The sequence below is a fragment of the Mycobacterium sp. MFM001 genome (assembly GCF_003402475.1).
In the GTDB taxonomy this organism is placed as follows: domain Bacteria; phylum Actinomycetota; class Actinomycetes; order Mycobacteriales; family Mycobacteriaceae; genus Mycobacterium.
Genome location: NZ_BFAB01000008.1, coordinates 110,133 through 132,956, shown reverse-complemented (window position 1 = coordinate 132,956; position 22,824 = coordinate 110,133). Strand labels below are relative to the sequence as shown.

Sequence of the window (22,824 nt, the reverse complement as noted above, 5' to 3'; positions counted from 1 at the left end):
TCGGCCTACTCGTCGTCGTCGAGCAGCGCCGCGTTGACCAGGTCGTCGAGATCCATGTCCGCGAGGTCTTTTTCGCTGACTTCGGACGCGGCGGTGCCGTCGGTTTCGTTGGCCAAACTCAGCAGCAGGTCCAGCACCCCGGCCTGGCGGAGGCGCTTGACCGGGATCGACGCGACGACGCGCTGGATTTCCGCCTCGCCGGGTGCGACCTTTTCCGGCACCTGACTGTCGGCGCCGAGCAGCTCCTGGCGGAAGTATCCGGCCAGCGCCGCAGAGTTCGGGTAGTCGAAGATGAGCGTGGGCGAAAGCGCCAACCCGGTAGCGGCTTTGAGCCGGTTGCGCATCTCGACCGCGGTCAGCGAGTCGAAACCCAGTTCCTGGAACGCCTTGTCGGGATCGATGGCCTCGGGCGTGGTGTTGCCCAGCACGGTGGCGATGTGCGAGCGCACCAGATCCAGCAGCACGGCGTGCTGCTCGTCCTCGGCCAGTCCTTCCAGCCGTTGCAGCAGCGCCGATTTCGATTTCGCGGCGGCCAGCGAGTCGTCCACCTGTCGGCGCGCCGGAGCGTTGATCAGGTCGACGAACATCGGCGGCAGCGTGCCGGAGTCGTGCTTGGCGCGCAGCGCGGTGAAATCGATGCGGGCCGGCAGCAGGAACGGCTCGTCGACAACCATCGCGGTGTCGAGCAGCGAAAGGGCTTCGCCGGCAGTCATGGCCACGATGCCGTCGCGGGCAAACCGGGCGAAGTCGACGGACCCGAGGTCGCCGGTCATGCCGCTGGCCTGATCCCACAGTCCCCAACCCAGCGAGATGCCCGGCAGGCCGTGAGCGCGCCGGTGCGCGGCCAGCGCGTCGAGGAAGGAGTTGGCGGCCGCGTAGTTGGCCTGTCCGGACGAGCCCACCAGGCCGGCCATCGACGAGAACATCACGAACGCCGACACATGCAGATCCCGGGTCAGCTCATGCAGATTCCACGCCGCAGTCACCTTGGCGCGCAACACCGCATCCATCCGTTCCGGCGTCAGCGAGGTGACTACCGCGTCGTCGAGCACCCCGGCGGTATGGAACACCGCCGACAACGGGTGCTGGAGTTGGCCGACCACTGCGGCCAGCGCGTCGCGGTCGGCCGCATCGCACGCGACCACCTGCACCTGCGCGCCGGCTTCGCGAAGCTCCGCGGCCAACTCCGCCGCACCCGGCGCCTCGGCGCCGCGGCGGCTCAGCAACACCAGGTGACGCACGCCATGCTCGTTCACCACATGGCGCGCCAGCGCCGAACCCGCCATTCCGGTACCGCCGGTGATCAACACCGTGCCCGCGGCCCACGCGTCGGGCATCGTCATCACGACCTTGCCGACATGGCGGGCCTGGCTCAGATACCGCAACGCCGCCGGGGCGCGGCGAATGTCGAACCTGGTGACGGGCAATGGCCGCAGCGACTTGTTCGCGAACATCGCGGCCAACTCGGACAGGATCCGTCGGATGTGGTCGGCCCCCGCTTCGAAGAGGTCGAAGGCGCGGTAGCGAACCTGCGCGTGGTTGTCGGCGACCACGCCCGGGTCGCGGATGTCGGTCTTGCCCATCTCCAGGAAGATGCCGCCGGGCGCGACCAGGCGCAGCGAGGCGTCGACGAAATCCCCGGCCAGCGAGTCGAGCACCACGTCCATCCCGCGGCCGCCGGTCACGGCCCGGAACTTGTCCTCGAAGTCCAGGGTTCGTGAGTCGGCGATGTGGTCGTCGTCGAAACCCATGGCGCGCAAGGTGTCCCACTTGCCGCGGCTGGCGGTGGCGAACACCTCCAACCCCCAATGCCTGGCCAATTGCACGGCCGCCATGCCGACACCGCCGGCGGCGGCGTGAATCAGCACCCGCTGGCCGGGCCGCACCTCGGCCAGCGTCGAGAGCGCGTAGTACGCGGTCGCAAACACGACCGGCACGGTGGCGGCGTCGGTGGACGACCAGCCGGCGGGGATTCCGAGCAGCAGCCGCTGGTCGGTGGTGGCCATGGTGCCGGTGCCCTCGGGGAACAAGCCGGCGACCCGGTCGCCCACCGCGAATTCGGTGACGCCGGGCCCGATTTCGACGACAACGCCGGACGCCTCGACGCCCATCGCGGCGTCCTCGTCGGGGTAGAGCCCCAGCGTGATCATGACGTCGCGGAAGTTGGCGGCCATTGCCTCCACCGCGACCCGGACGTGCCCGGACGCCAGCGGCGCGTCGGCGTCGGGTAGCGGCTCGATCAGCAGGTTCTCGAATGTGCCCTTGCTGGAAAGACCTAACCGCCAAGGTTTTCCGTCGCCGGGTGGCACCAGCAACCCGTCCACCGCGCGACTACCGTGCACCCGCGCGATGTGCGTGACGCCGCCGCGGACCACCACCTGCGGCTCGCCGACCGCCAGAATCGCCTCGGCGTCGACGTCTCCGTCGACATCGGCGAGCACCAGCCGACCGGGATGCTCGGTCTGCGCCGAGCGCACCAGCCCCCACACCGCCGCGCCCGCCAGGTCGGAGACGACCTCGCCCGGTAGCGCCACCGCGCCGCGAGTGACGACGACGAGAACGCCCGAGTCATGCTCGGACACCCACGACTGCACCGCGGCCAGCGCCTCATGCGTGCGCTCGAAGGTGGCCGTCAGCGGATCGCCTGCAGTCGGCGAGGATTCGAAGACCTCACGCGACGGCGTGGCGTCCGTACCCGCGGGTGCGGGTGACCAAATCACCTCGAACAACCGGTCCGGGCCCGAGCCCGACAGCGCCGCCACCAACTGCTGCTGTGTCACCGGGCGGGCCACCATCGCCGACACCGACAACACCGGCAGCCCCAGCCCGTCGGCCAGCTCGACCGACACCGACGACGGGCCGGTCGGCGCGATACGGGCCCGCACCGCGGACGCCCCGGCGGCATGCAGGCACACCCGTTGCCACGAGAACGGCACCAGCACACCACCATCCGCGTCGGCGCCGTTGGTGGCCACGATCACCGCGTGCAGCGCGGCGTCCAGGACCGCCGGGTGCACGCCGAATCCGGCCGGTGACACGCCCGCGTTGGCGGGCAGCGACACCTCGGCGAACACCTCGTCACCGCGGCGCCACATCGCGGTAAGGCCCTGGAACGCCGGGCCATAGCCGTACCCGCAGGCGGCCAGGTGCTCGTAGATCCCTGTCACGTCGACGGGTGCAGCGCCCACCGGCGGCCACGCCGACAACTCCGCGGCTGGTTCGACACTTCCCGAACTGACCTGGCCCTCGGCGTGCAACACCCAGCCGGAGCCGGCGTCGGCGCGAGAAAACACCGACACGGCACGGGAACCGGTTTCGTCGGCGCCGCCGACTACGACCTGCACCGCGACCGAGCCGGTGGCCGGCAACACCAACGGCGCCGCCAGCATCAACTCCTCGACGACGCCGCAACCGACTTCGTCGCCGGCGCGGATCACCAGTTCGACAAAGCCGGCGCCGGGGAACAGGACCACGCCGCCGATCGCGTGATCGTTCAACCAGGGCTGTGATGCGGGTGCGAGCCGACCGGTGAGCACCACTCCCCCTGATGTCGGCAGTTCGACCACGGCGCCGAGCAGCGGATGCTCGCTGGATGCCAATCCCAGCCCGGCGGCGTCGACCGTGGCGCCGTCGCCGGAAAGCCAGAATCGCCGTCGCTCAAAGGCATACGTCGGCAATTCGACAAACCGGCCGCCGCCCAGCATCTTCCGCCAGTCGACTGCGGCGCCGGACACGAATGCCTGTGCGGCGGCGGTGGTAAGGCTGGTGGGCTCGGGGCGGTCCTTGCGCAGCATCGGCACCGAGACGATGTCGGCGTCCGGCAGCGATTCGTCGATGGAGGCCGTCAGCCCGCCGGCGGGACCCACCTCGACGAAGCGGGTGGCTCCGGCCGTATGCGCGAAGCGGATGCTGTCCGCGAACCGCACCGCTTGGCGGATGTGCGTCGTCCAGTACTGCGCGGACCCGAAGTCGTCGCCCGCCAGCTGCCCCGTCACGTTCGAGATGATCGGGATGCTGGGCTGGCTGAGAGCGAGTCCGCCTGCGACCGTGGAGAATTCGTCGATCATCGGTTCCATCAGCGGCGAATGGAAGGCGTGCGAGACGGCGAGCCGGTGGGTTCGACGGCCCTGCGCGCGCAGTCTTTCGGCCACCGCGGCCACAGCTTCTTGGGCGCCCGACACCACCACCGACGTCGGCCCGTTGATCGCCGCGATGCCGACGTCGTCGCCGAGCAGCGGCCGCACTTCCTCTTCGGTGGCCTGCAGCGCCATCATCGCGCCGCCGGCGGGCAGCGCCTGCATGAATCGCCCACGCGCGGCCACCAGGACCGCGGCGTTCTCCAGCGACAGGACACCGGCGACGTGCGCGGCGGTCAGCTCGCCGACCGAGTGGCCCATCACGTAGTCGGGCCGCATGCCCCAAGATTCCAGCAGCCGGTAGAGCGCCACTTCCACCGCGAACAGCGCTGGCTGCGCGAACTCCGTTGTGTTGAGGACGTTTTCGTCATGCCCCCACATCACTTCGCGCAGCGGCCGCAGCAGATGCCGGTCCAGCTCGCCGACGACGGTGTTGAACGCTTCGGCGAAGACCGGGTATGCGGCGTGCAGGCCCATGCCCATGCCGAGCCATTGAGAGCCTTGACCGGGGAAGACGAACACGGTCTTGCCTGCCGGTAGTGCGCAGCCTTGGATGACTGCACCGCCGGGGGTGCCGTCGGCCAGTTCGGTCAGCCCGGCCAGCAACTGCTCCCGGTCGGAGCCGACGACCACCGCCCGATGCTCGAACGCCGACCGGCCCGCCAGCGACCAGCCCACGTCGAGCGGCTCCAGCTCGAGGTGGTCGTCGATATAGCCGGCCAACTGGGCGGCCTGCTTGCCCAGTGCCGTAGCGGTTTTCGCCGACACCACCCACGGCAGCACCGGCGGTGTGGGCGGCTCTTCGTCCGGCTCATCCACCGTCGGAGCGGCCTCGATGATCACATGCGCATTGGTGCCACTGATCCCGAACGACGACACCCCCGCGCGGCGCACTTTGCCCTCCGCCGGCCACGGCTGCGGCTCGGTGAGCAATGCGATCCGTCCCGCAGACCAATCCACGTGGGGGCTGGGTTCGTCCACATGCAATGTCGCCGGCAGCATCTGGTGGCGCATCGCCTGCACCATCTTGATCACGCCCGCGACGCCCGCGGCGGCCTGCGTGTGGCCCATGTTGGACTTGATCGAGCCCAGCCACAACGGCTCGTTGCGGTCCTGACCGTAGGTTGCCAAAAGTGCTTGGGCCTCAATGGGATCGCCCAGCGTGGTGCCGGTGCCGTGGCCTTCCACCGCGTCCACCTCGGCCGGGCTGAGTCCGGCGTTGGCCAGCGCGGCGCGCACCACCCGCTGCTGTGACGGACCATTCGGCGCGGTCAACCCGTTGGAGGCACCGTCCTGATTGACTGCCGAGCCGCGCACCACCGCCAACACCCGATGGCCCAGCCGCTGTGCGTCGGAGAGCCGTTCGACGACCAGCATTCCGCCGCCTTCGGAGAAACCGGTGCCGTCGGCGGCCCCGGCAAACGCCTTGCAGCGCCCGTCCGGTGAGAGTCCGCGCCAGCGACTGAATTCCACGAAGATGTCAGGCGTGGCGTTGATCGTGACACCGCCCGCCAGCGCCAGGTCGCACTCGCCCGAGCGCAGCGACTGCACCGCCATGTGCAGCGTGACCAGAGACGAGGAGCACGCGGTGTCCACCGACAGCGCGGGTCCTTCCAGGCCGAGCACGTACGCAACCCGGCCGGAGGCGACGCTCGACAGCTGGCCGGTGAGCCGGAAGCCTTCGACGGGTTCGGCGGCGAACATGCCGTAGCCCTGCGTCATGACGCCGGCGAACACGCCGGTGGCGCTGCCCCGAAGAGTGGTCGGGTCAATTCCAGCCCGTTCCAACGCTTCCCAGGACAGTTCGAGGAACATGCGTTGCTGGGGGTCCATCGCCAGCGCCTCGCTGGGCGCCACGCCGAAGAAGCCGGGGTCGAAGTCGGCGACGCCGTCGACGAAGCCGCCGGTGCGGGTGTAGCAGGCGCCGGGCACGTCGGGGTCGGGGTTGAACAGCCCGGCGAGGTCCCAGCCACGGTCGGACGGGAACTCGGTGAGCACGTCGCGGCCCTGGACGACCATGTCCCACAGGTCTTCCGGCGAGTTGACCCCGCCCGGGTAACGGCAGGCCATGCCGACAATGGCGATCGGGTCGTCGCCCGTCGCGCGCACCGCGGGAACCTGCTTGATTTCCTGCGGGACCCCGGCAAGCTCGGTGCGCATGTAGCCGGCGAGCTTGCTGGGTGTCGGGTAGTCGAAGATCAGGGTGGGCGAAAGCGCCAGTCCGGTGGCGGCTTTGAGCCGGTTGCGCATTTCGACCGCGGTCAGCGAGTCGAACCCGAGGTCTGAGAACGCCTTGTCGGCGTCGACGGCCTCGGGGGTGGTGTTACCCAGCACGGTGGCGATATGCGAGCGCACCAAGTTCAGCAGCATGGCGTGCTGCTCGTCGTCGGAAAGTCCGTGGAGCCGTTGTGCCAGAGCAGATTTCGACTTGGTAGCGGCCAGCGACTCGTCGACCCGGCGGCGGGCCGGCGCGGTGATCAGCTCGCTGAACATCGGCGGCACCGCCGCGGCGTGGCTGCGCAGCGCGGCGGTGTCGATGTGTGCCGGCACCAGGAAAGGCTCGTCGACAGTCATTGCGGTGTCGAACAATTGCAGCGCCTCGGCGGAGGACAGCGCCTTGACGCCGCTGCGGCTCAGCCGGGCCCGGTCGGCGGCGTCGAGTCCGCCGGTCATCTCGCTGGCCTGCTCCCAGAGTCCCCAGCCCAGCGACGTCGCCGGCAGCCGGTGGGCCCGCCGGTGCGCAGCGAGGGCGTCGAGGAACGAGTTGGCGGCCGCGTAGTTGGCCTGTCCGGAGGAGCCCACCAGGCCGGCCATCGACGAGAACATCACGAACGCCGACACGTGCAGATCACGGGTCAGCTCATGCAGATTCCACGCCGCGTCGATCTTCGCGCGCAGCACCGCGTCCACCCGGTCGGGGGTTAGCGACGTGACGACCGCGTCGTCAAGCACCCCGGCGGCGTGGATCACCGCCGACAGCGGATGCTGCACCGGAATGTCGGAGATCACCTTGGCCAGGGCTTCGCGGTCGGCCGCATCGCAGGCCACCACCTGCACCTGCGCGCCGGCTTGGCGAAGCTCCGCGGCCAACTCCGCCGCGCCGGGGGCGTCGGCGCCGCGGCGGCTCAACAGCAGCAGGTGGCGTACCCCGTGTTCGGCGACGACGTGCCGGGCCAGTGCCGAACCGGCCATCCCGGTACCACCGGTGATCAGCACCGTGCCCGCAGCCCACGCGTCCGGCATCGTCATTACGACCTTGCCGGTATGGCGGGCCTGGCTCAGATACCGCAACGCCGCCGGGGCGCGCCGGATGTCGAACGTGGTCACCGGCAATGGCCGTAATACGCCGTCGTCGAACAGCTGTGCCAGCTCGAGCAGGTACTGGTGCATGCGCGGCCGACCGGGTTCGAAGAGGTCGAAGGCGCGGTAGCGCACGCCCGGGTAGTTTTCGGCGACCACGCCGGGATCGCGGATGTCGGTCTTGCCCATCTCCAGGAAGACGCCGCCGGGGGCAACCAGTCGCAGCGACGCGTCGACGAAATCCCCGGCCAGCGAGTCGAGCACCACGTCGAACCCGCGACCGCCGGTGGCCGTGCGGAACTTCTCCTCGAAGTCCAGCGTGCGCGAGTCGGCGATGTGGTCGTCGTCAAAGCCCATGGCCCGCAAGGTGTCCCACTTGCCGCGGCTGGCGGTGGCGTATATCTCCAGCCCCAGATGGCGGGCCAGCTGCACGGCCGCCATGCCCACGCCACCCGTGGCGGCGTGAATCAGCACCCGTTGCCCCGGCTGAACGTCGGCCAGGTGCAGGAACGCGTAGTAGGCGGTGGTGAAGACGGCCGAGACGCCGGCCGCTTCGGCGAACGACCAGTCCGCCGGCATCGGAAGCAACAGCCGGGTGTCACCGGCGACCAGCGTGCCGCTGGTGTCGGGGAAGAATCCCATCACCGCGTCCCCGACCGCGAATTCGGTGACTCCGGGCCCGACTTCGACCACCACGCCGGCGGCCTCGCCGCCCAGCAGTGCGTCGTGGGTGAACATGCCGAGGGTGATCATGACATCGCGGAAGTTGGCGGCGATGGCGCGGACCGCCACGCGGACCTGGCCCGGCCCCAGCGGCGCGTCGGCGTTGGGCACCGGTTCGAGTTGCAGGTTTTCGAATGTTCCTGCGGCCGAAAGGCCCAACCGCCAGGGCTTCTCGCCGTCCGGCGGCACCAGCAGACCGTCGACGGCGCGGCTGCCCCGCACCCGCGGGGTGTATGCCACTCCGTCGCGCACTAGCACCTGCGGCTCACCGATCGCCAAAATCGTTGCGGCATCGACGGGGCCGTCGACATCCGCGAGCACCAGCCGGCCAGGATTCTCGGTCTGCGCCGAGCGCACCAGCCCCCACACCGCGGCTCCGGCCAGATCGGTCACGTCTTCTCCGGGCAGCGCCATGGCGCCGCGGGTGACGACGACGAGCACGCCCGAGTCGCGTTCGGTCAGCCAGGTCTGTACCGCGGTCAACGCGGCGTGCGTGCGCTCGTAAGCGGCGACGACGGGATCCTCTGCTGCCGGTAGCGATTCGAAGATCTCGTACGACGGCGTAGCACCGGTACCGGCGGAAGCCGGCGACCACGCCAGCTCGAACAGCCGATCGGCAGCCGAACCGGAAACCGCTGCCATCAACTGCTGCTGCGACACCGGGCGGGCCACCATCGCCGACACCGACAACACCGGCAGGCCCAGCCCGTCGGCCAGCTCGACCGACACCGCCGAGGGGCCGGCCGGCGTGATTCGCGCCCGCACCGCCGACGCGCCCGCCGCATGCAGCGTCACGCCCTGCCAGGAGAACGGCAATGCCAGTTCAGCCGTGTCGTGACCGACGACCAACGCGTGCAGCGCCGCATCCAGCAGCGCCGGGTGCACGCCGAACCCGCTGACTCCCCCGGCGGCCTCCGGCAGCGTCACTTCGGCGAACACCTCGTCACCGCGACGCCACATCGCCGTCAGCCCGCGGAACGCCGGGCCGTACCCGTAGCCGTCGGCGGCCAACCGCTCATAGCCGTCGGTCACGTCGACGGGCGTGGCCCCGGCCGGCGGCCACACCGACAAATCCGCTGCCGCCTCAACCGATTCCGAGCTCAACACACCCTCGGCGTGGCAGGTCCACGCGGACTCCGCGTTCTCCCTGGAGAACACGGACACGCTGCGCTTACCCGTCTCGTCGGCCGCCCCCACGACCACCTGCAGCGCAACAGAGCCGGAGGCGGGCAGCATCAGGGGCGCCTGCAGCGTCAGCTCGTCGACCACCGAGCAGCCGACCTCGTCGCCGGCGCGGATGGCCAACTCCACGAATCCCGTGCCCGGAAACACCGTCATGCCGGACACGGCGTGGTCGTTCAGCCAGGCTTGCGACGAGGGCGAGGGACGGCCGGTCAACACCACGCCGCCGGAGTCCGGCCGCTCGACGACCGCACCCAGCAGCGGATGTTCACTGGACGCCAGACCCAGCCCGGCCGCATCGAGCGCGGCGCCGTCGCCGGAGAGCCAAAACCGCCGCCGCTCAAAGGCATACGTCGGCAGCTCGACGAACTCGCCGCCGGGCAGCACGGCACGCCAGTCGACGGCGACGCCCGACACAAAGGCCTGCGCCGCGGAAGTAAGGAACCGGTCGAACCCGCCTTCGTCGCGGCCGAGAGTGGGAATGACGATGGGGTTCACGCCCTGGTCGGTGACGGTGTCTTCGATACCGGCGATCAACGCCGGGTGCGGGCTGGATTCGATGAACGTTCGGTAGCCTTGGCCGCAGGCGCTACGGACCGCCTGGTCGAATTCGACGGTCTGCCGGATGTTGCGGTACCAGTAGTCGGCGTCCAGTCCGGCGGTGTCGAAAAGACTGCCGGTGACCGTGGAAAAGAATGCGGTGCGTGACGATTGCGGCTCGATGCCGGCGAGTGCGTCGGCCAGCTGGCCGCGGATCGCCTCGACGTCCACGGAATGCGAGGCGTAGTCCACGTCGATGCGGCGCGCGCGCAGTTCGCGTTCGGCGCAGTGCCCGATCAGCTCCTCCAGCGCCGGCACTTCACCGGACACCACCACCGCGGACCGCCCATTGATCGCGGCGATGCTGATCCGATCACCGAAGGGCGCCAACAATTCTCGTGCTTGTTCGATGTCGCAGGCCAGCGACACCATGCCGCCGCGGCCGGCCAACTGCGTCAACAATTTGCTGCGCAACGTGACGACGCGTGCGGCGTCGCGCAACGACAATGCGCCCGCGACGTAGGCGGCGGCGATTTCGCCCTGCGAATGCCCGATCACGGCGTCCGGGCGCACACCGACGGATCGCCACAGTTCGGCCAGCGACACCATGACCGCGAACAGCGCGGGCTGCACCACGTCGACCCGGTCGAGGCCGGGGGCGCCCGGTGCGCCGCGCAGCACGTCGATCAGCGACCAGTCGACGAATTCCGCGAAGGCATCCGCACAGGACTGCATGTGCTCGGCGAAAACCGGTGCAGTGTTGAGCAATTCGACGCCCATGCCGAGCCATTGCGAACCCTGGCCGGGAAAGACGAACACGGTTTTGCCGGCCGGTGTGGCGCTGCCGTGCACCACGCGTGCGCCGGGCAGCCCGTCGGCCAGTTCACCCAACCCGGTCAGCAACTGCTCCCGGTCGGAACCGACGACCACCGCGCGGTGTTCGAAGGTCGACCGGCCCGCCAGCGACCAGCCCACGTCGACCGGATCCAGCTCCGGGCGAGCGGCCACGAACTCTGACAGCCGGGCCGCTTGTTTCTCCAGTGCCGCAGTGCTTTTCGCCGACACCACCCACGGCAGCACCGCGGGCTTGACGGCCTCGTCGGCTGGTGCATCCGCGGACGGGACGGATTCGATGATCACATGGGCGTTGGTGCCGCTGATCCCGAACGACGACACCCCGGCGCGGCGCGCTTTGCCGTCGGCCGGCCACGGGTGCGGCTCGGTCAGCAGCGACACCCGTCCCGCCGACCAATCCACATGTGGGCTAGGCGAATCCACATGCAATGTCGCCGGCAGCGTCTCGTGGCGCATGGCCTGCACCATCTTGATCACACCGGCGACTCCGGCCGCGGCCTGGGTGTGACCCATGTTGGACTTGATCGACCCCAGCCACAGCGGCTCGGACCGGTCTTGCCCGTAGGTTGCCAAAAGCGCTTGGGCCTCAATGGGATCGCCCAGCGTGGTGCCGGTGCCGTGGCCCTCCACCGCGTCCACCTCGGCGGCAGTGAGTCCGGCGTTGGCCAGCGCGGCGCGCACCACCCGCTGCTGCGACGGGCCATTGGGTGCGGTCAACCCGTTGGAGGCACCGTCTTGGTTGACCGCCGAGCCGCGCACCACCGCCAACACCGGATGGCCCAATCGCCGGGCATCCGAAAGCCGCTCGACCACCAACATGCCGCCGCCCTCGGACCAGCCCACGCCGTCGGCCGCGCCCGCGTACGGCTTGCACCGGCCGTCCGGCGCGAGTCCGCGATGCCGGCTGAACTCGACGAACACCGTCGGCGTCGCGTTGACCGTCGCTCCCCCGGCCAGGGCCAGGTCGCACTCGCCCGAGCGCAGCGACTGGACCGCCATGTGCAGCGCCACCAACGACGACGAACACGCGGTGTCCACCGACACCGCCGGGCCTTCCAGCCCAAGCACATACGCCACCCGGCCGGTGGCGACGCTGGAGGTCATCCCGGTCAGCCGGTAGCCCTCGATCTCCTCGGCGAGCATGCCGTAGCCCTGGACGATGATCCCGGCGAACACGCCGGTGGCGCTGCCGCGCAGCCCGGTCGGGTCAATTCCGGCCCGCTCCAACGCCTCCCACGACAACTCCAAAAGCATCCGGTGCTGTGGGTCGGTGGCCAGCGCCTCGCTCGGCGACACCCCGAAGAAGCCCGCGTCGAAACCCGCGACGTCGTGGACGAATCCGCCATGGCGGGCGTAAGACTTGTGCGGCGCGTCGGGGTCGGGATCGAACAGCCCGGCCAGGTCCCAGCCCCGATCGGTGGGGAACTCCGACATCACATCGCGGCCCTGGTCCACCATGTCCCACAAGCCGTCCGGGTCGTTGACCCCGCCGGGGAACCGGCAGGACATGCCGACGATCGCGATCGGTTCACCGGACCGTTCCAGCAGTGCGCGGTTCTTGCGCTTCAGCCGCTCCACCTGGACCAGCGCTTTGCGCAGCGCTTCGGTCGCATGCTGGAGTTGGTCAGCCATATTTGTTACCCCTCGCCTAACGTCGGTCGCCGAACCCGGAATGCGGCCGAGTCACGAAAGTCGGTGAGCCGGGTCCGTGGCCAATACCGGCCTCGCCCAGCGATCCATGGCGCGACTGTACAGGTCACAGCTTGGAGACGGTCAGTCGCGGTCAGCGCCAGCCATCGGCCGCCTTGGCCGCCCGCATGAGCGCATCGCAGAGCTCGCGCAGCTCGGGCGCGCCGGCTCCCTCCTCGAGCGCGGTGGCGACGTCCTCGGCGGCGCATCGCACCTGATAGACCCGGTCGGACAGGTCGGCGGCCTCGTCGGCGGAGAGCACGACGGCGTCGGGCGGCAGCGAGGGTCCTCCTGCCCCGTTCATCGAGGCCCGCTGCTCATAGGCCCGCTGGCGACAGGACTGGCGGCAGTACTGCCGGCGGCGGCCCATCCCGGTGTCGGTCACGTCGCGGCCACACCAGCGGCATGGCTGCGGTCGGGCACGGCGGCTCACGGCCCCGACTTTAACGCCCTCTGCGCCGCGGTCCCGGTATCATGGAAGGTCGCGTCGCACGGGAACTGCGCGGACCGCCACAGCGTTGTCCAGCCCGGAGAGAATTGCACTTAGAGGAGTATTGACGATGGCTGATCGTGTGCTGAGAGGCAGCCGCCTCGGAGCCGTGAGCTACGAGACCGACCGCAACCACGATCTGGCGCCGCGTCAGATCGCACGGTATCGCACGGAAAACGGCGAGGAGTTCGACGTTCCGTTCGCCGACGACGCCGAGATCCCCGGCACCTGGCTGTGCCGCAACGGGATGGAAGGCACCCTGATCGAGGGCGACCTGCCCGAGCCGAAGAAGGTCAAGCCGCCGCGCACCCACTGGGACATGCTGCTGGAGCGCCGCTCGGTCGAGGAGCTCGAGGAGCTACTCAAGGAGCGCCTCGACCTGATCAGGTCGCGCCGCCGCGGCAGCTGACACACGCCTGGGTTATTTGAGCTCGTCGGCGGGCACGGCCCGGTTGCGGTTGAACCGCCCGTTGATCCCCCACTGGGCGACCTTGACCAGCGCTTCGCGGATATTGGATCCGCTCATCTTGGACACGCCGAGTTCTCGCTCGGTGAACGTGATCGGGACTTCGACGACGACGAATCCGTTGCTGACCGTGCGCCAGGTCAGGTCGATCTGGAAGCAGTAGCCCTTGGAGTCGACGGCGTCCAGGTCGATCTTCTCCAGCACCGCGCGCCGATAGGCCCGGTAGCCGGCGGTGATGTCGTGGACCCCGATTCCCAGCAGCAGCCGCGAATAGGTGTTGGCGACCTTGGAGAGCACGATGCGCCGCCACGGCCAGTTACGGACCGTCCCGCCATCGACGTAGCGCGAACCGATCGCCAGGTCGGCGCCGCCGTCCACCGCGTCCAGCAGGCGGTGCAGCTGCTCGGGCGCGTGGCTGCCGTCGGCGTCCATCTCGACCAGCGTCGAGTACTGCCTGCTCAGCCCCCAGGCGAACCCCTCCAGGTAGGCCGCGCCGAGGCCGTTTTTGACCGTGCGGTGCATCACGTGGATGCGCTCGGGGTCGGCGACGGCCAGCTCGTCGGCAAGCTGGCCGGTGCCGTCGGGGCTGCTGTCGTCGACCACGAGCACGTGCACGTCGGGGCGGGCGTCGTGCAGGCGACGCAGAATCAGCGGCAGGTTCTCCCGCTCGTTGTACGTCGGGATGATCACCAGCGTGCGCTGGGTGGGACGGTCCCCCGTCATATAGCTCCTTTGTCGGGCCCTCACCGGGCGGAATGTCGGCCGCCCTCGTCGAGCGGTTCGTCGTCGGTGTCGATCAGGTCTTCGTCGTCGGTGTCCTCCGACGCAGCGGCCCGTCGCGCAGGCCGAAGCCAGCGACGATTCGGGCGTGGGAACCATCCATTGTGCAGTATTCCGGCCAGGATGGCCCCGACGCCCGCCAGGACCAGGATCCACTGCACGATCGGGCCCCAGCGGGTGGCCGGCGTCAGCGCCGTCTTGAGCCGCACCTGGCTGTCGAGGTACGCGGGCTGGAAGAACTCGGTGCGGGCCAGCTCCCGGCCATCCGGCGCGATCACCGCGCTGACGCCGACCGTGCCGGCGACGACGACGTAGCGATCGTGTTCGACGGCGCGCACCTTGTCGAAGGCCAGCTGCTGCTCGCTCATCGTCTGCTCGAAGGTGGCGTTGTTGCTGGGCATGGCCAGCACCTGGGCTCCGTTGCGCACCGATTCGCGCGGCGCGCGGTCGAAGATCACTTCCCAGCAGGTGGCCACCCCGACCGGGATGCCGGCGGCATGCACCACCCCGCTGCTCTGGCCCGGCACCATGTGCCCGGCCCAGGAGGCGAATCCGGACAGGTGCTTGAAGAGCCACGGCCAGGGCAGATACTCGCCGAACGGTTGCACGATCTGCTTGTTGTGGCGTTCGGCGGGCCCGCTGCCCGGATTCCAGACGATCACCGTGTTCGTGTAAGCGGGCTGATCCGGCGGCCGGTTGGGGACGTCGAGCACGGTTCCGACGAGGATCGGCGCGCCGATCACCTCGGCGGCCGCCGTGATCAGCTGACCCGCGTCCGGGTTGGCCAGCGGATCGATGTCCGACGCGTCCTCGGGCCAGACGACGAATTGGGGTTGCGGGGCGCGGCCGGCATGCACGTCGTCGGCCAGTCGCCGCGTCTCCCGGACATGGTTGTCGAGCACTGCCCGGCGCTGGGAGTTGAAGTCCAGCCCCAGCCGCGGCACGTTGCCCTGCACCGCGGCGACGGTGACGACGGGCTCGTTGCCCGCGCCCGTGCCCGAATGCCGGACCGGCGGCCAAACGACGATCGTGGCGAACAACACCACGCAGATGCAGACGGTCGGCAGCATGACCGCCGGAACACGCTCCGCCCGATGCGGGCTTTGCCACCAGGATGCGATCTCGACCACGACTGCTGTCGCGGCGCAACCGATCAGCACGATTCCCAGCGACAGCAGCGGCGGGCCACCAAGCCGGACCAGCGGCAGGAAGGGACCGTCGGTCTGACCGAATGCCACCACGCCCCAGGGGAATCCACCGAACGGTCCGGTCGACTTCAGCCACTCCTGAGCCACCCACACCAGCGCGAACCACACCGGCCAGCCCGGCAACCGGCGCACCGCGACGGCCGACAGCCCGAAGATGGCGGGGAACCCCGCAGACACCGTCGCCAGTGCTATCCAGGGCATCGCGCCGACCAGCGCACCGATCCACGGCAGCAGCGGCAGGTAGAACGTCAGCCCGAACAAGAAGCCGTAACCCAGTCCGCCGGCCGGCGTCGTCGCCGGCCGGGTCAACACCCAGGCCAGCAGCGCGAACGCGACGACGGCGGCCCACCACCAGTTGGTCGACGGGAAGCTGGCGTAGAGCAGCAGTGCCGCGACGACCGTAGCGCCCAGCCGCAGCAGTCGCGGCTTGAGCGCGTAGCCGATCCTCGGCGGCAGCGCCAGCACGGCGGGGCCAAGCGCGGCAAGCCGAGCGCGGATCGCCTCGGCGAAGCGGTTCGACGGTTCGCGATCATCGAAGTCCTCGTCGAGGTCTTCGAGGTCGACGTCGTCGTCCTCGTCCGGCACGGGGATTTCGCCGGTGTCGTCATCGCTGACCAGCGGGAGGATCTCGGTGGCGTCGTCGAAGCGCCGCCTTTCTTTAGCCATAGATGACGGCACCCCGGTGCACGGTTTGCCGGCAGCGCGGTAGCGCCTCGCCTGGGCCCAGCCGCGGCAAAGCGGGCACCCTCGAGCGCGGGTCGGTCGACCAGCGCTGGACGGCGTTGTCGGGGGCGGCGACGTCGAGTTCGCCGACGTCCCACACCGCATAGGACGCGGGTGCGCCGGGCGCCAGAGTGCCCGTCAACCCTTCGCGAACCCCGGCGGCGCGCCAGCCTCCGCGGGTGGCAGCGGCAAACGCCGCCCGCACGGACACCGCGCTGTCCGGGGTGTGGTGATGAGCTGCGGCCCGCACACTCGCCCAGGGATCGAGGCCCGTCACCGGGGCGTCGGATCCGAACGCGAGGGGCACGCCTTGGGATGCTAACAGCGCAAAGGGGTTCAGTCGGCTACCTCGATCGATACCCAGACGGCGGGCGTACATGCCGTTGCTGCCGCCCCACAGCGCGTCGAAGTTGGGCTGCATGCTGGCGATGACGCCCCACGCGCCCAGCTTCGCGGCCTGCTCGGCGGTCACCATTTCCAGATGCTCCAACCGGTGCCCGCAGCGGGCAACCGCGACGGTCCCGAGTTCGTCGGCCACCCGCTGGAAAGCGGCGACCGCGGCCGACACCGCGGCATCGCCGATGACGTGGAATCCGGCCGTCACGCCCGCCTGGGTGCAGGCCCGCAGATGGGCGGTGATCGCCTCCGGTTCGAGGTAGCAGTTGCCGGCAGACTCCGGGGCGTCGGCGTACGGCTCGTGCAGCCAGGCGGTGCGCGACCCCACCGCGCCGTCGACGAACAGGTCGCCGGCCAGCCCATGCGCGCCGGTCTCGGCCATCAGTTCGCGGGCGCGCGCCGGGCTGCTCACCGCTTCGCCCCAGTAGCCGACCACGTCGACGCCGTGCTCGAGGGCACGCAGTTGCCGCCAGTCGGCCGGGCCGCCGATTTCGGGACCGGCGCACTCGTGGACGGCGACGATGCCGGCCGCGGCGGCGGCGTCCAGTGCGGCGGCCCGGGCTTCGGCGAGTTGAGCGCTGCTCAAAAGGTCGCGAGCCACGGCCCGGACCAGGTGGTGCGCGTCGCCGGCCAGCGGCTGCTGGTCGGCGAAGCCGTGGGCCGCTGCCAACTCCGGGACCCGCCGTCGCAGCGCGGTCGAGGCCAGCGCGGAGTGCACGTCGATGCGGCTCAGGTAGGCGGGCCGGTCGCCGAGCAGGGCATCCAGGTCGGCCGTCGACGGCGGGCTGTTCTCCGGCCAGGCGGACTCGTCCCAGCCGTGGCCCCACACCAGCTGGTCGGGATGCGCGGCGGCGTAATCGGCGATCAGCTGCAGGCAATGCCGCTGCGAGGTGGCGGCCCGCAGGTCCAGGCCGGTGAGTGTCAGGCCGGTGGCGGTGAGATGGATGTGGCTGTCGACGAACGCGGGCGCGACGAAACCGCCGTCGAGGTCGACGACGTCGGCGTCGGGAAACTGGCCGCGTCCGACGTCGTCGCTGCCGAGCCAGGCGACCACGCCGTCGCGGACCGCCATCGCGGTCGCGTCGGGGTGCGTCGGGCTGTGCACCCGACCGCCCAGCAGCAGCGTTGTCACAGCCGCAAAACTAAGGCAGCCGGGGGCGGCTCGACGTCGGTGACGTCGATGACCTCGCCGTCGATGACGTCGGGTCGGACGCGCCGGTCGACGATGACCAGCGGCCGGCCAAGGCGGCGGGCGACCATCGCGACTACCACCGGGCGGGCGACCGTTCGCGTGGGCGGCAGGAGCAGCAGCAGCCCGACGACGCTGGTGACCAGTCCCGGGACGACGAGCAGCGCGGCGCCGAGAGCGGTCAGCGCGCCGTCGGTCACCGGGCTGCGGCCGGACACCAGGTCTGCGAGTTGACGCTTGAGCTGCGAACCGGCCAGTGCGGTGCCGACGACGACGGTGCCCAGCAGCACCAGCAGGGTCCACCCGAGCCCGATCGTGTGTGCCAGCGCCACCACCACCGCCAGCTCGACCAGGACGTAAACGAGAAACAGTCGCGACACCATGTGATGGCAACGCTCGCGCCGGCCGCGGGAGTTCCGTCGCCGCGCGCAGCGCGGTTAGATGTCTTTTCGTGACGACAATCCAGATGGACACCCCGGCCGGGCCGATCGACGCTCTGCTCGATGTTCCCGACGGGCAGGGCCCCTTTCCGGGCGTGGTGGTGATTCACGACGCCATCGGTTACGGGCCGGACAAAGAGTCGATCAACGACCACATCGCCGCGGCGGGATACATCGCGATCACCCCGAACCTGTTCGCGCGCGGCGGCCGGGCACGCTGCGTCCCGAAGGTCATGCGCGAGCTGCTGACCCAGCGCGCCGGCCCCGCGCAGGACGACATCCTGGCTGCCCGAGACCACGTGCTGTCGTTGCCGCAGTGCTCCGGCAAGGTCGGCATCGCGGGTTTCTGCATGGGCGGCCAGTTCGCTTTGGTCATGTCGCCCAAGGGTTTTGGCGCCTCGGCACCGTTCTACGGCGCCCCACTGCCGCGTCACCTCAGCGAGACGTTGGACGGCGCATGCCCGATCGTCGCCAGCTTCGGCAGCCGCGACCCTCTGGGTATCGGGGCTCCCGCGAAGCTGCAGCGGGTTCTTGAGCAGAAGGCCATTCCGAACGACGTCAAGGTCTATCCGCGTGCCGGGCACAGCTTCGCCAACAAACTGCCGGCCCAACCGCTGCTTCGCATCACCGGTTTCGGCTACAACCAGGCCGCCACCCAGGATGCGTGGGCGCGAGTCTTCGCGTTCTTCAGGGAGCACCTGCAAACCGGATAGGCGTCAGCTTGCGGCGCTCAACTCGATTCCGACGTTCTTTTCCATGCCGCCGCGCATTTTGCTGAAGAAGTTGAAGACGGCGCCGACGATGCCGTACTTCTCGCCGATCGCCTGATAGACCGAGCCGTTGTAGGTCTTTTCCAGGATCGTGGCCCTTGCCTCGATCGGCTCACTTTTCGGGCGGCCGCGAAGGTCGCAGACCGCCAGCGTCACCCGCGGGGTGTTGCGGATCCTTTTGACCTTCCACGACTTTTCCTCGCTGATGACCAGCAACCGGTCTCCGTCGGGGGCCGCCCACACCGGAGTCGGCTTGGCTCGTCCGTCCTTGGTGAAGGTGGTCAGCAAGACGTAGCGCGACTTGGCGAGGTCGGTAAATGTGGGTGGCATGGCCTTAATGTAGGCGCTAGCCTTCGAGGTCGCCTTCGGTTTCCAGCAGCACCTGACGCAGCCCGTCCAGGGTGTCGGCTTGCGGTTCGGCCCACATGCCGCGGCTGACCGCCTCCAGCAACCGTTCGGCCATCCCGTGCAGCGCCCAGGGATTGGACTCGGCCATGAATTTCCGGTTCTCCGCGTCGAGCACGTAGGCCTCGGTGAGTTGCTCGTACATCCAGTCGGCCATCACTCCTGCGGTGGCGTCGTAGCCGAACAGGTAGTCGACCGTCGCGGCCATCTCGAACGCGCCCTTGTAGCCGTGCCGGCGCATCGCGGTCATCCAGCGCGGGTTGACGACGCGGGCGCGGAACACCCGGGTGGTTTCCTCCGAGAGCGTGCGGGTGCGGACGGCGTCGGGGCGGGTGTTGTCGCCGATGTAGGCGGCGGGTGCCTGCCCGGTCAGTGCGCGCACGGTGGCGACCATGCCGCCGTGGTATTGGAAGTAGTCGTCGGAGTCGGCGATGTCGTGCTCGCGGGTGTCGGTGTTCTTGGCGGCCACCGCGATGCGCCGGTAGGAACGGTTCATGTCGTCGGTGGCTTCGCGACCGTCCAGGCCTCGGCCGTAGGCGAATCCACCCCACGCGGTGTACACCTGAGCCAGGTCGGCGTCGTCGCGCCAGTTGCGGCTGTCGATCAGCTGCAACAGCCCTGCACCATAGGTTCCCGGCTTCGAGCCGAAGATCCTTGTGGTGGCTCGTCTTTCGTCACCATGCTGTACCAGGTCGGCCTGCGCATGGGCGCGCACGTAGTTGTCGTCGTCGGGTTCGTCGAGGTCGGCGACCAGCCGCACCGCGTCGTCGAGCATCGTCACCACGTGCGGGAAGGCGTCGCGGAAAAACCCGGATATCCGCACTGTCACGTCGATGCGAGGCCGGCCCAACTCGGTCAGTGGAATCGGCGTCAGGCCCACCACCCGTCGCGACGCGTCGTCCCAGACCGGCCGAACTCCCAGCAGCGCAAGGACTTCGGCGATGTCGTCGCCGGCCGTGCGCATCGCGGACGTGCCCCACACCGACAGCCCGACGGACCGCGGCCAGTCGCCGTAGTCGTCGCGGTAGCGGGCCAGCAACGAATCCGCCATCGCCACACCGGTTTCCCACGCCAGCCGCGACGGGACCGCCTTGGGATCGACGGAGTAGAAGTTGCGTCCGGTGGGTAGCACGTTGACAAGGCCGCGCAGCGGCGAGCCCGACGGCCCGGCCGCGATGAACCGGCCATCCAAAGCCCGCAGCACCTGGTCGATTTCGGCCCCCGTACCGGCCAGCCGCGGCACCACCTCGGTGGCGGCGAATCGCAGCACGGCTGCGACCCCAGGGTCGTCGCTGAGCCCGTCGACAGCGGCCGAATCCCAGCCGGCGTCCTGCAACGCCTTGACCAGGTGCCGCGCCGCGGCTTCGACCTCGTCGACCGACACCCGCTCGTCGGTGCCGTCCTCGGCCAGGCCCAGCGCTTGGCGCAGCCCGGGCACCGAGTGCTTGCCGCCAAAAAGCTGGCGAGCCCGCAGGATCGCCAGCACCAGATCCAGTTCCTGTTCGCCAGTGGGTTTTTGGCCGAGGATGTGCAGGCCGTCGCGGATCTGGACGTCCTTGATCTCGCAGAGCCAGCCGTCGACGTGCAGCAGCATGTCGTCGAACGAGTCGTCCTCCGGCCGCTCGGTCAGCCCCAGGTCGTGGTCCATCTTGGCGGCCCGGACCAGCGTCCAGATCTGTTGGCGGACGGCGGGCAGCTTGCCCGGGTCCAGCGCGGCGATGTTGGCGTGCTCGTCGAGCAGTTGCTCCAACCGGGCGATGTCGCCGTAGGTTTCGGCGCGGGCCATCGGCGGGATGAGGTGGTCGACCAGCACGGCGTGCGCGCGCCGTTTGGCCTGCGTGCCCTCGCCCGGGTCGTTGACCAGGAACGGGTAGACCAGCGGCAGATCGCCCAGCGCCGCGTCGGATCCGCACGCCGCCGACATGCCCAGCGTCTTGCCGGGCAGCCACTCCAGGTTGCCGTGCTTGCCCAGATGCAGCACGGCGTCGGCTTTGAACCCGGCGTCCAGCCAGTGGTAGGCGGCCAGATAGTGGTGGCTGGGCGGCAGGTCGGGGTCGTGGTAGATCGCCACCGGGTTCTCCCCGAAGCCGCGTGGCGGCTGCACCATCAGCACGACGTTGCCGGCTTGCAGTGCGGCGATGACGATTTCGCCGTCGGGGTCGTTGCCGCGGTCGACGAACAACTCGCCGGGCGGCGGCCCCCAGTGCTGTTGCACCGCGTCGGTGAACTCGGCGGGCAGCGTGGCGAACCAGGCGCGATAGTCACCTGCCGACACCCGGATCGGGTTGCCTTCCAGCTGGCCGTCGGTGAGCCAGTCAGGATCCTGGCCGCCGCGTTCGATCAGTGCATGCACCAGCGCGTCACCGTCTTGCGCGTCGACGCCGGGCAGCTCGCCGATGTGATAGCCGTGCTCGCGCATTGCTCTGAGCAGCGCGACGGCGCTGGCCGGGGTGTCCAGTCCGACCGCGTTGCCGATCCGGGCGTGCTTCGTCGGATAGGCCGAGAACACCACCGCTATTCGCTTGTCGGCGTTGGGAATCCGCCGAAGCCGGGCATGCCGCACGGCCAGGCCCGCGACGCGCGCGCACCGCTCCGGGTCGGCGACATAAGAGATCAGTCCCTCGTCGTCAATCTCCTTGAACGAGAACGGGACTGTGATGATGCGCCCGTCGAACTCGGGTACCGCCACCTGGCTGGCAACGTCGAGCGGGCTGAGCCCGTCGTCGTTGTCCTGCCACTGCTGGCGGGAACTGGTCAGGCAGAGCCCCTGCAGGATCGGGATGTCCAGGGCCGCCAGGTGTTCGACGTTCCAGCTGTCGTCATCACCGCCTGCCGTGGCCGTTGCAGGCTTGACTCCCCCGGCGGCTAGCACGGTGACCACCATCGCGTCGGCCTGCGACAGCGTCGCCAGCATGTCGGGTTCGGCGGTGCGCAGGGACGCGCAGTACAGCGGCAGCGGCCTGCCGCCGGCGGCTTCGATCGCCCGACACAGCGCTTCGACGTAGCCGGTGTTGCCGGCCAGCTGCTGGGCCCGGTAGTACAGCACCGCGACCGTCGGGCCGACCGCAAGCGCGGCGGCGGCGCGGTCCAGCACCCCCCACGTCGGCGTGCTCTCTGGCGGCGTGAACCCGAAGCCGGTCATCAGTAGCGTGTCGGACAGGAAGGCGTGCAGCTGACGCAGGTTCGGCACACCGCCGTGGGCCAGGTAGATGTGGGTCTGCAGCGCGATTCCAGCCGGCGTCGTGGAGCGCTCCATCAAATCGGCGTCCGGCGACTGCTCGCCGCTGACGACGACGGCCGGCACGCCGCTGCCCAGCACCGTGTCGATGCCGTCCTGCCAGCTCCGATAACCGCCGAGGATGCGCACCACCACGATGTCTGCGGCGTCCAGCAGCGTCGGCAGCTCGTCGGGCAGCAGTCGCGACGGGTTGGCCCACCGGTAGTTGACGCCGCTGGCGCGGGCCGTGATCAGGTCGGTGTCGGACGTCGACAGCAGCAGCACGGTGGGATCGGGCACTCGTCATTCGTACCG

10 protein-coding genes are annotated in these 22,824 nt (G+C 69.7%); 2 read left to right on the top strand and 8 right to left on the bottom strand.

Annotated features, from left to right (window positions below):
- Positions 1 to 5: 5 nt before the first annotated feature.
- Both MFM001_RS15785 and MFM001_RS15780 read right to left on the bottom strand, forming a co-directional pair.
- Complete coding sequence (locus MFM001_RS15785; protein WP_116376222.1) at positions 6 to 12,368, bottom strand: type I polyketide synthase; 12,363 nt, start codon at positions 12,366 to 12,368, stop codon at positions 6 to 8.
- A 151-nt stretch (positions 12,369 to 12,519) separates the two neighbouring features.
- Entirely contained in the window at positions 12,520 to 12,858 is a 339-nt protein-coding gene (locus MFM001_RS15780; RefSeq protein WP_116376221.1) for a hypothetical protein, read from the bottom strand.
- A gap of 127 nt (positions 12,859 to 12,985) precedes the next feature.
- Between MFM001_RS15780 and rbpA the strand changes: the two genes are divergently transcribed.
- Positions 12,986 to 13,324 carry an RNA polymerase-binding protein RbpA gene (gene rbpA, locus MFM001_RS15775; RefSeq protein ID WP_116376220.1) on the top strand — a complete coding sequence of 113 codons (339 nt, stop codon included), beginning with the start codon at positions 12,986 to 12,988 and terminating at the stop codon, positions 13,322 to 13,324.
- Positions 13,325 to 13,336: 12 nt separating this feature from the next.
- Here rbpA and MFM001_RS25220 read toward each other — a convergent pair whose 3' ends face one another.
- The 4 genes from MFM001_RS25220 to MFM001_RS15755 are packed head-to-tail and all read right to left on the bottom strand — an operon-like array spanning position 13,337 to position 18,060.
- Positions 13,337 to 14,104, bottom strand: coding sequence for a polyprenol monophosphomannose synthase (locus tag MFM001_RS25220; RefSeq protein WP_116376219.1), 768 nt, complete (start codon positions 14,102 to 14,104; stop codon positions 13,337 to 13,339).
- Between the two features lie 20 nt (positions 14,105 to 14,124).
- On the bottom strand, positions 14,125 to 16,035 hold the full coding sequence (gene lnt, locus MFM001_RS15765; protein WP_116376218.1) for an apolipoprotein N-acyltransferase: 1,911 nt from the start codon (positions 16,033 to 16,035) through the stop codon (positions 14,125 to 14,127).
- Positions 16,028 to 17,560 carry an amidohydrolase gene (locus MFM001_RS15760; protein ID WP_116376297.1) on the bottom strand — a complete coding sequence of 511 codons (1,533 nt, stop codon included), beginning with the start codon at positions 17,558 to 17,560 and terminating at the stop codon, positions 16,028 to 16,030. The genes lnt and MFM001_RS15760 overlap by 8 nt, the downstream gene beginning before the upstream one ends.
- Before the next feature lie 56 nt (positions 17,561 to 17,616).
- Positions 17,617 to 18,060, bottom strand: coding sequence for an FxsA family protein (locus MFM001_RS15755; RefSeq protein ID WP_116376217.1), 444 nt, complete (start codon positions 18,058 to 18,060; stop codon positions 17,617 to 17,619).
- A gap of 68 nt (positions 18,061 to 18,128) precedes the next feature.
- Between MFM001_RS15755 and MFM001_RS15750 the strand changes: the two genes are divergently transcribed.
- Positions 18,129 to 18,830, top strand: coding sequence for a dienelactone hydrolase family protein (locus tag MFM001_RS15750; RefSeq protein ID WP_116376216.1), 702 nt, complete (start codon positions 18,129 to 18,131; stop codon positions 18,828 to 18,830).
- A gap of 3 nt (positions 18,831 to 18,833) precedes the next feature.
- On the opposite strand, the gene MFM001_RS15745 is transcribed toward MFM001_RS15750, so the two are convergent.
- On the bottom strand, positions 18,834 to 19,217 hold the full coding sequence (locus MFM001_RS15745; RefSeq protein ID WP_116376215.1) for a PPOX class F420-dependent oxidoreductase: 384 nt from the start codon (positions 19,215 to 19,217) through the stop codon (positions 18,834 to 18,836).
- 16 nt (positions 19,218 to 19,233) lie between these two features.
- Positions 19,234 to 22,809: a cobaltochelatase subunit CobN gene (gene cobN, locus MFM001_RS15740; RefSeq protein WP_116376214.1), complete on the bottom strand. Its 3,576-nt coding sequence runs from the start codon at positions 22,807 to 22,809 to the stop codon at positions 19,234 to 19,236.
- Between the last annotated feature and the right edge of the window lie 15 nt (positions 22,810 to 22,824).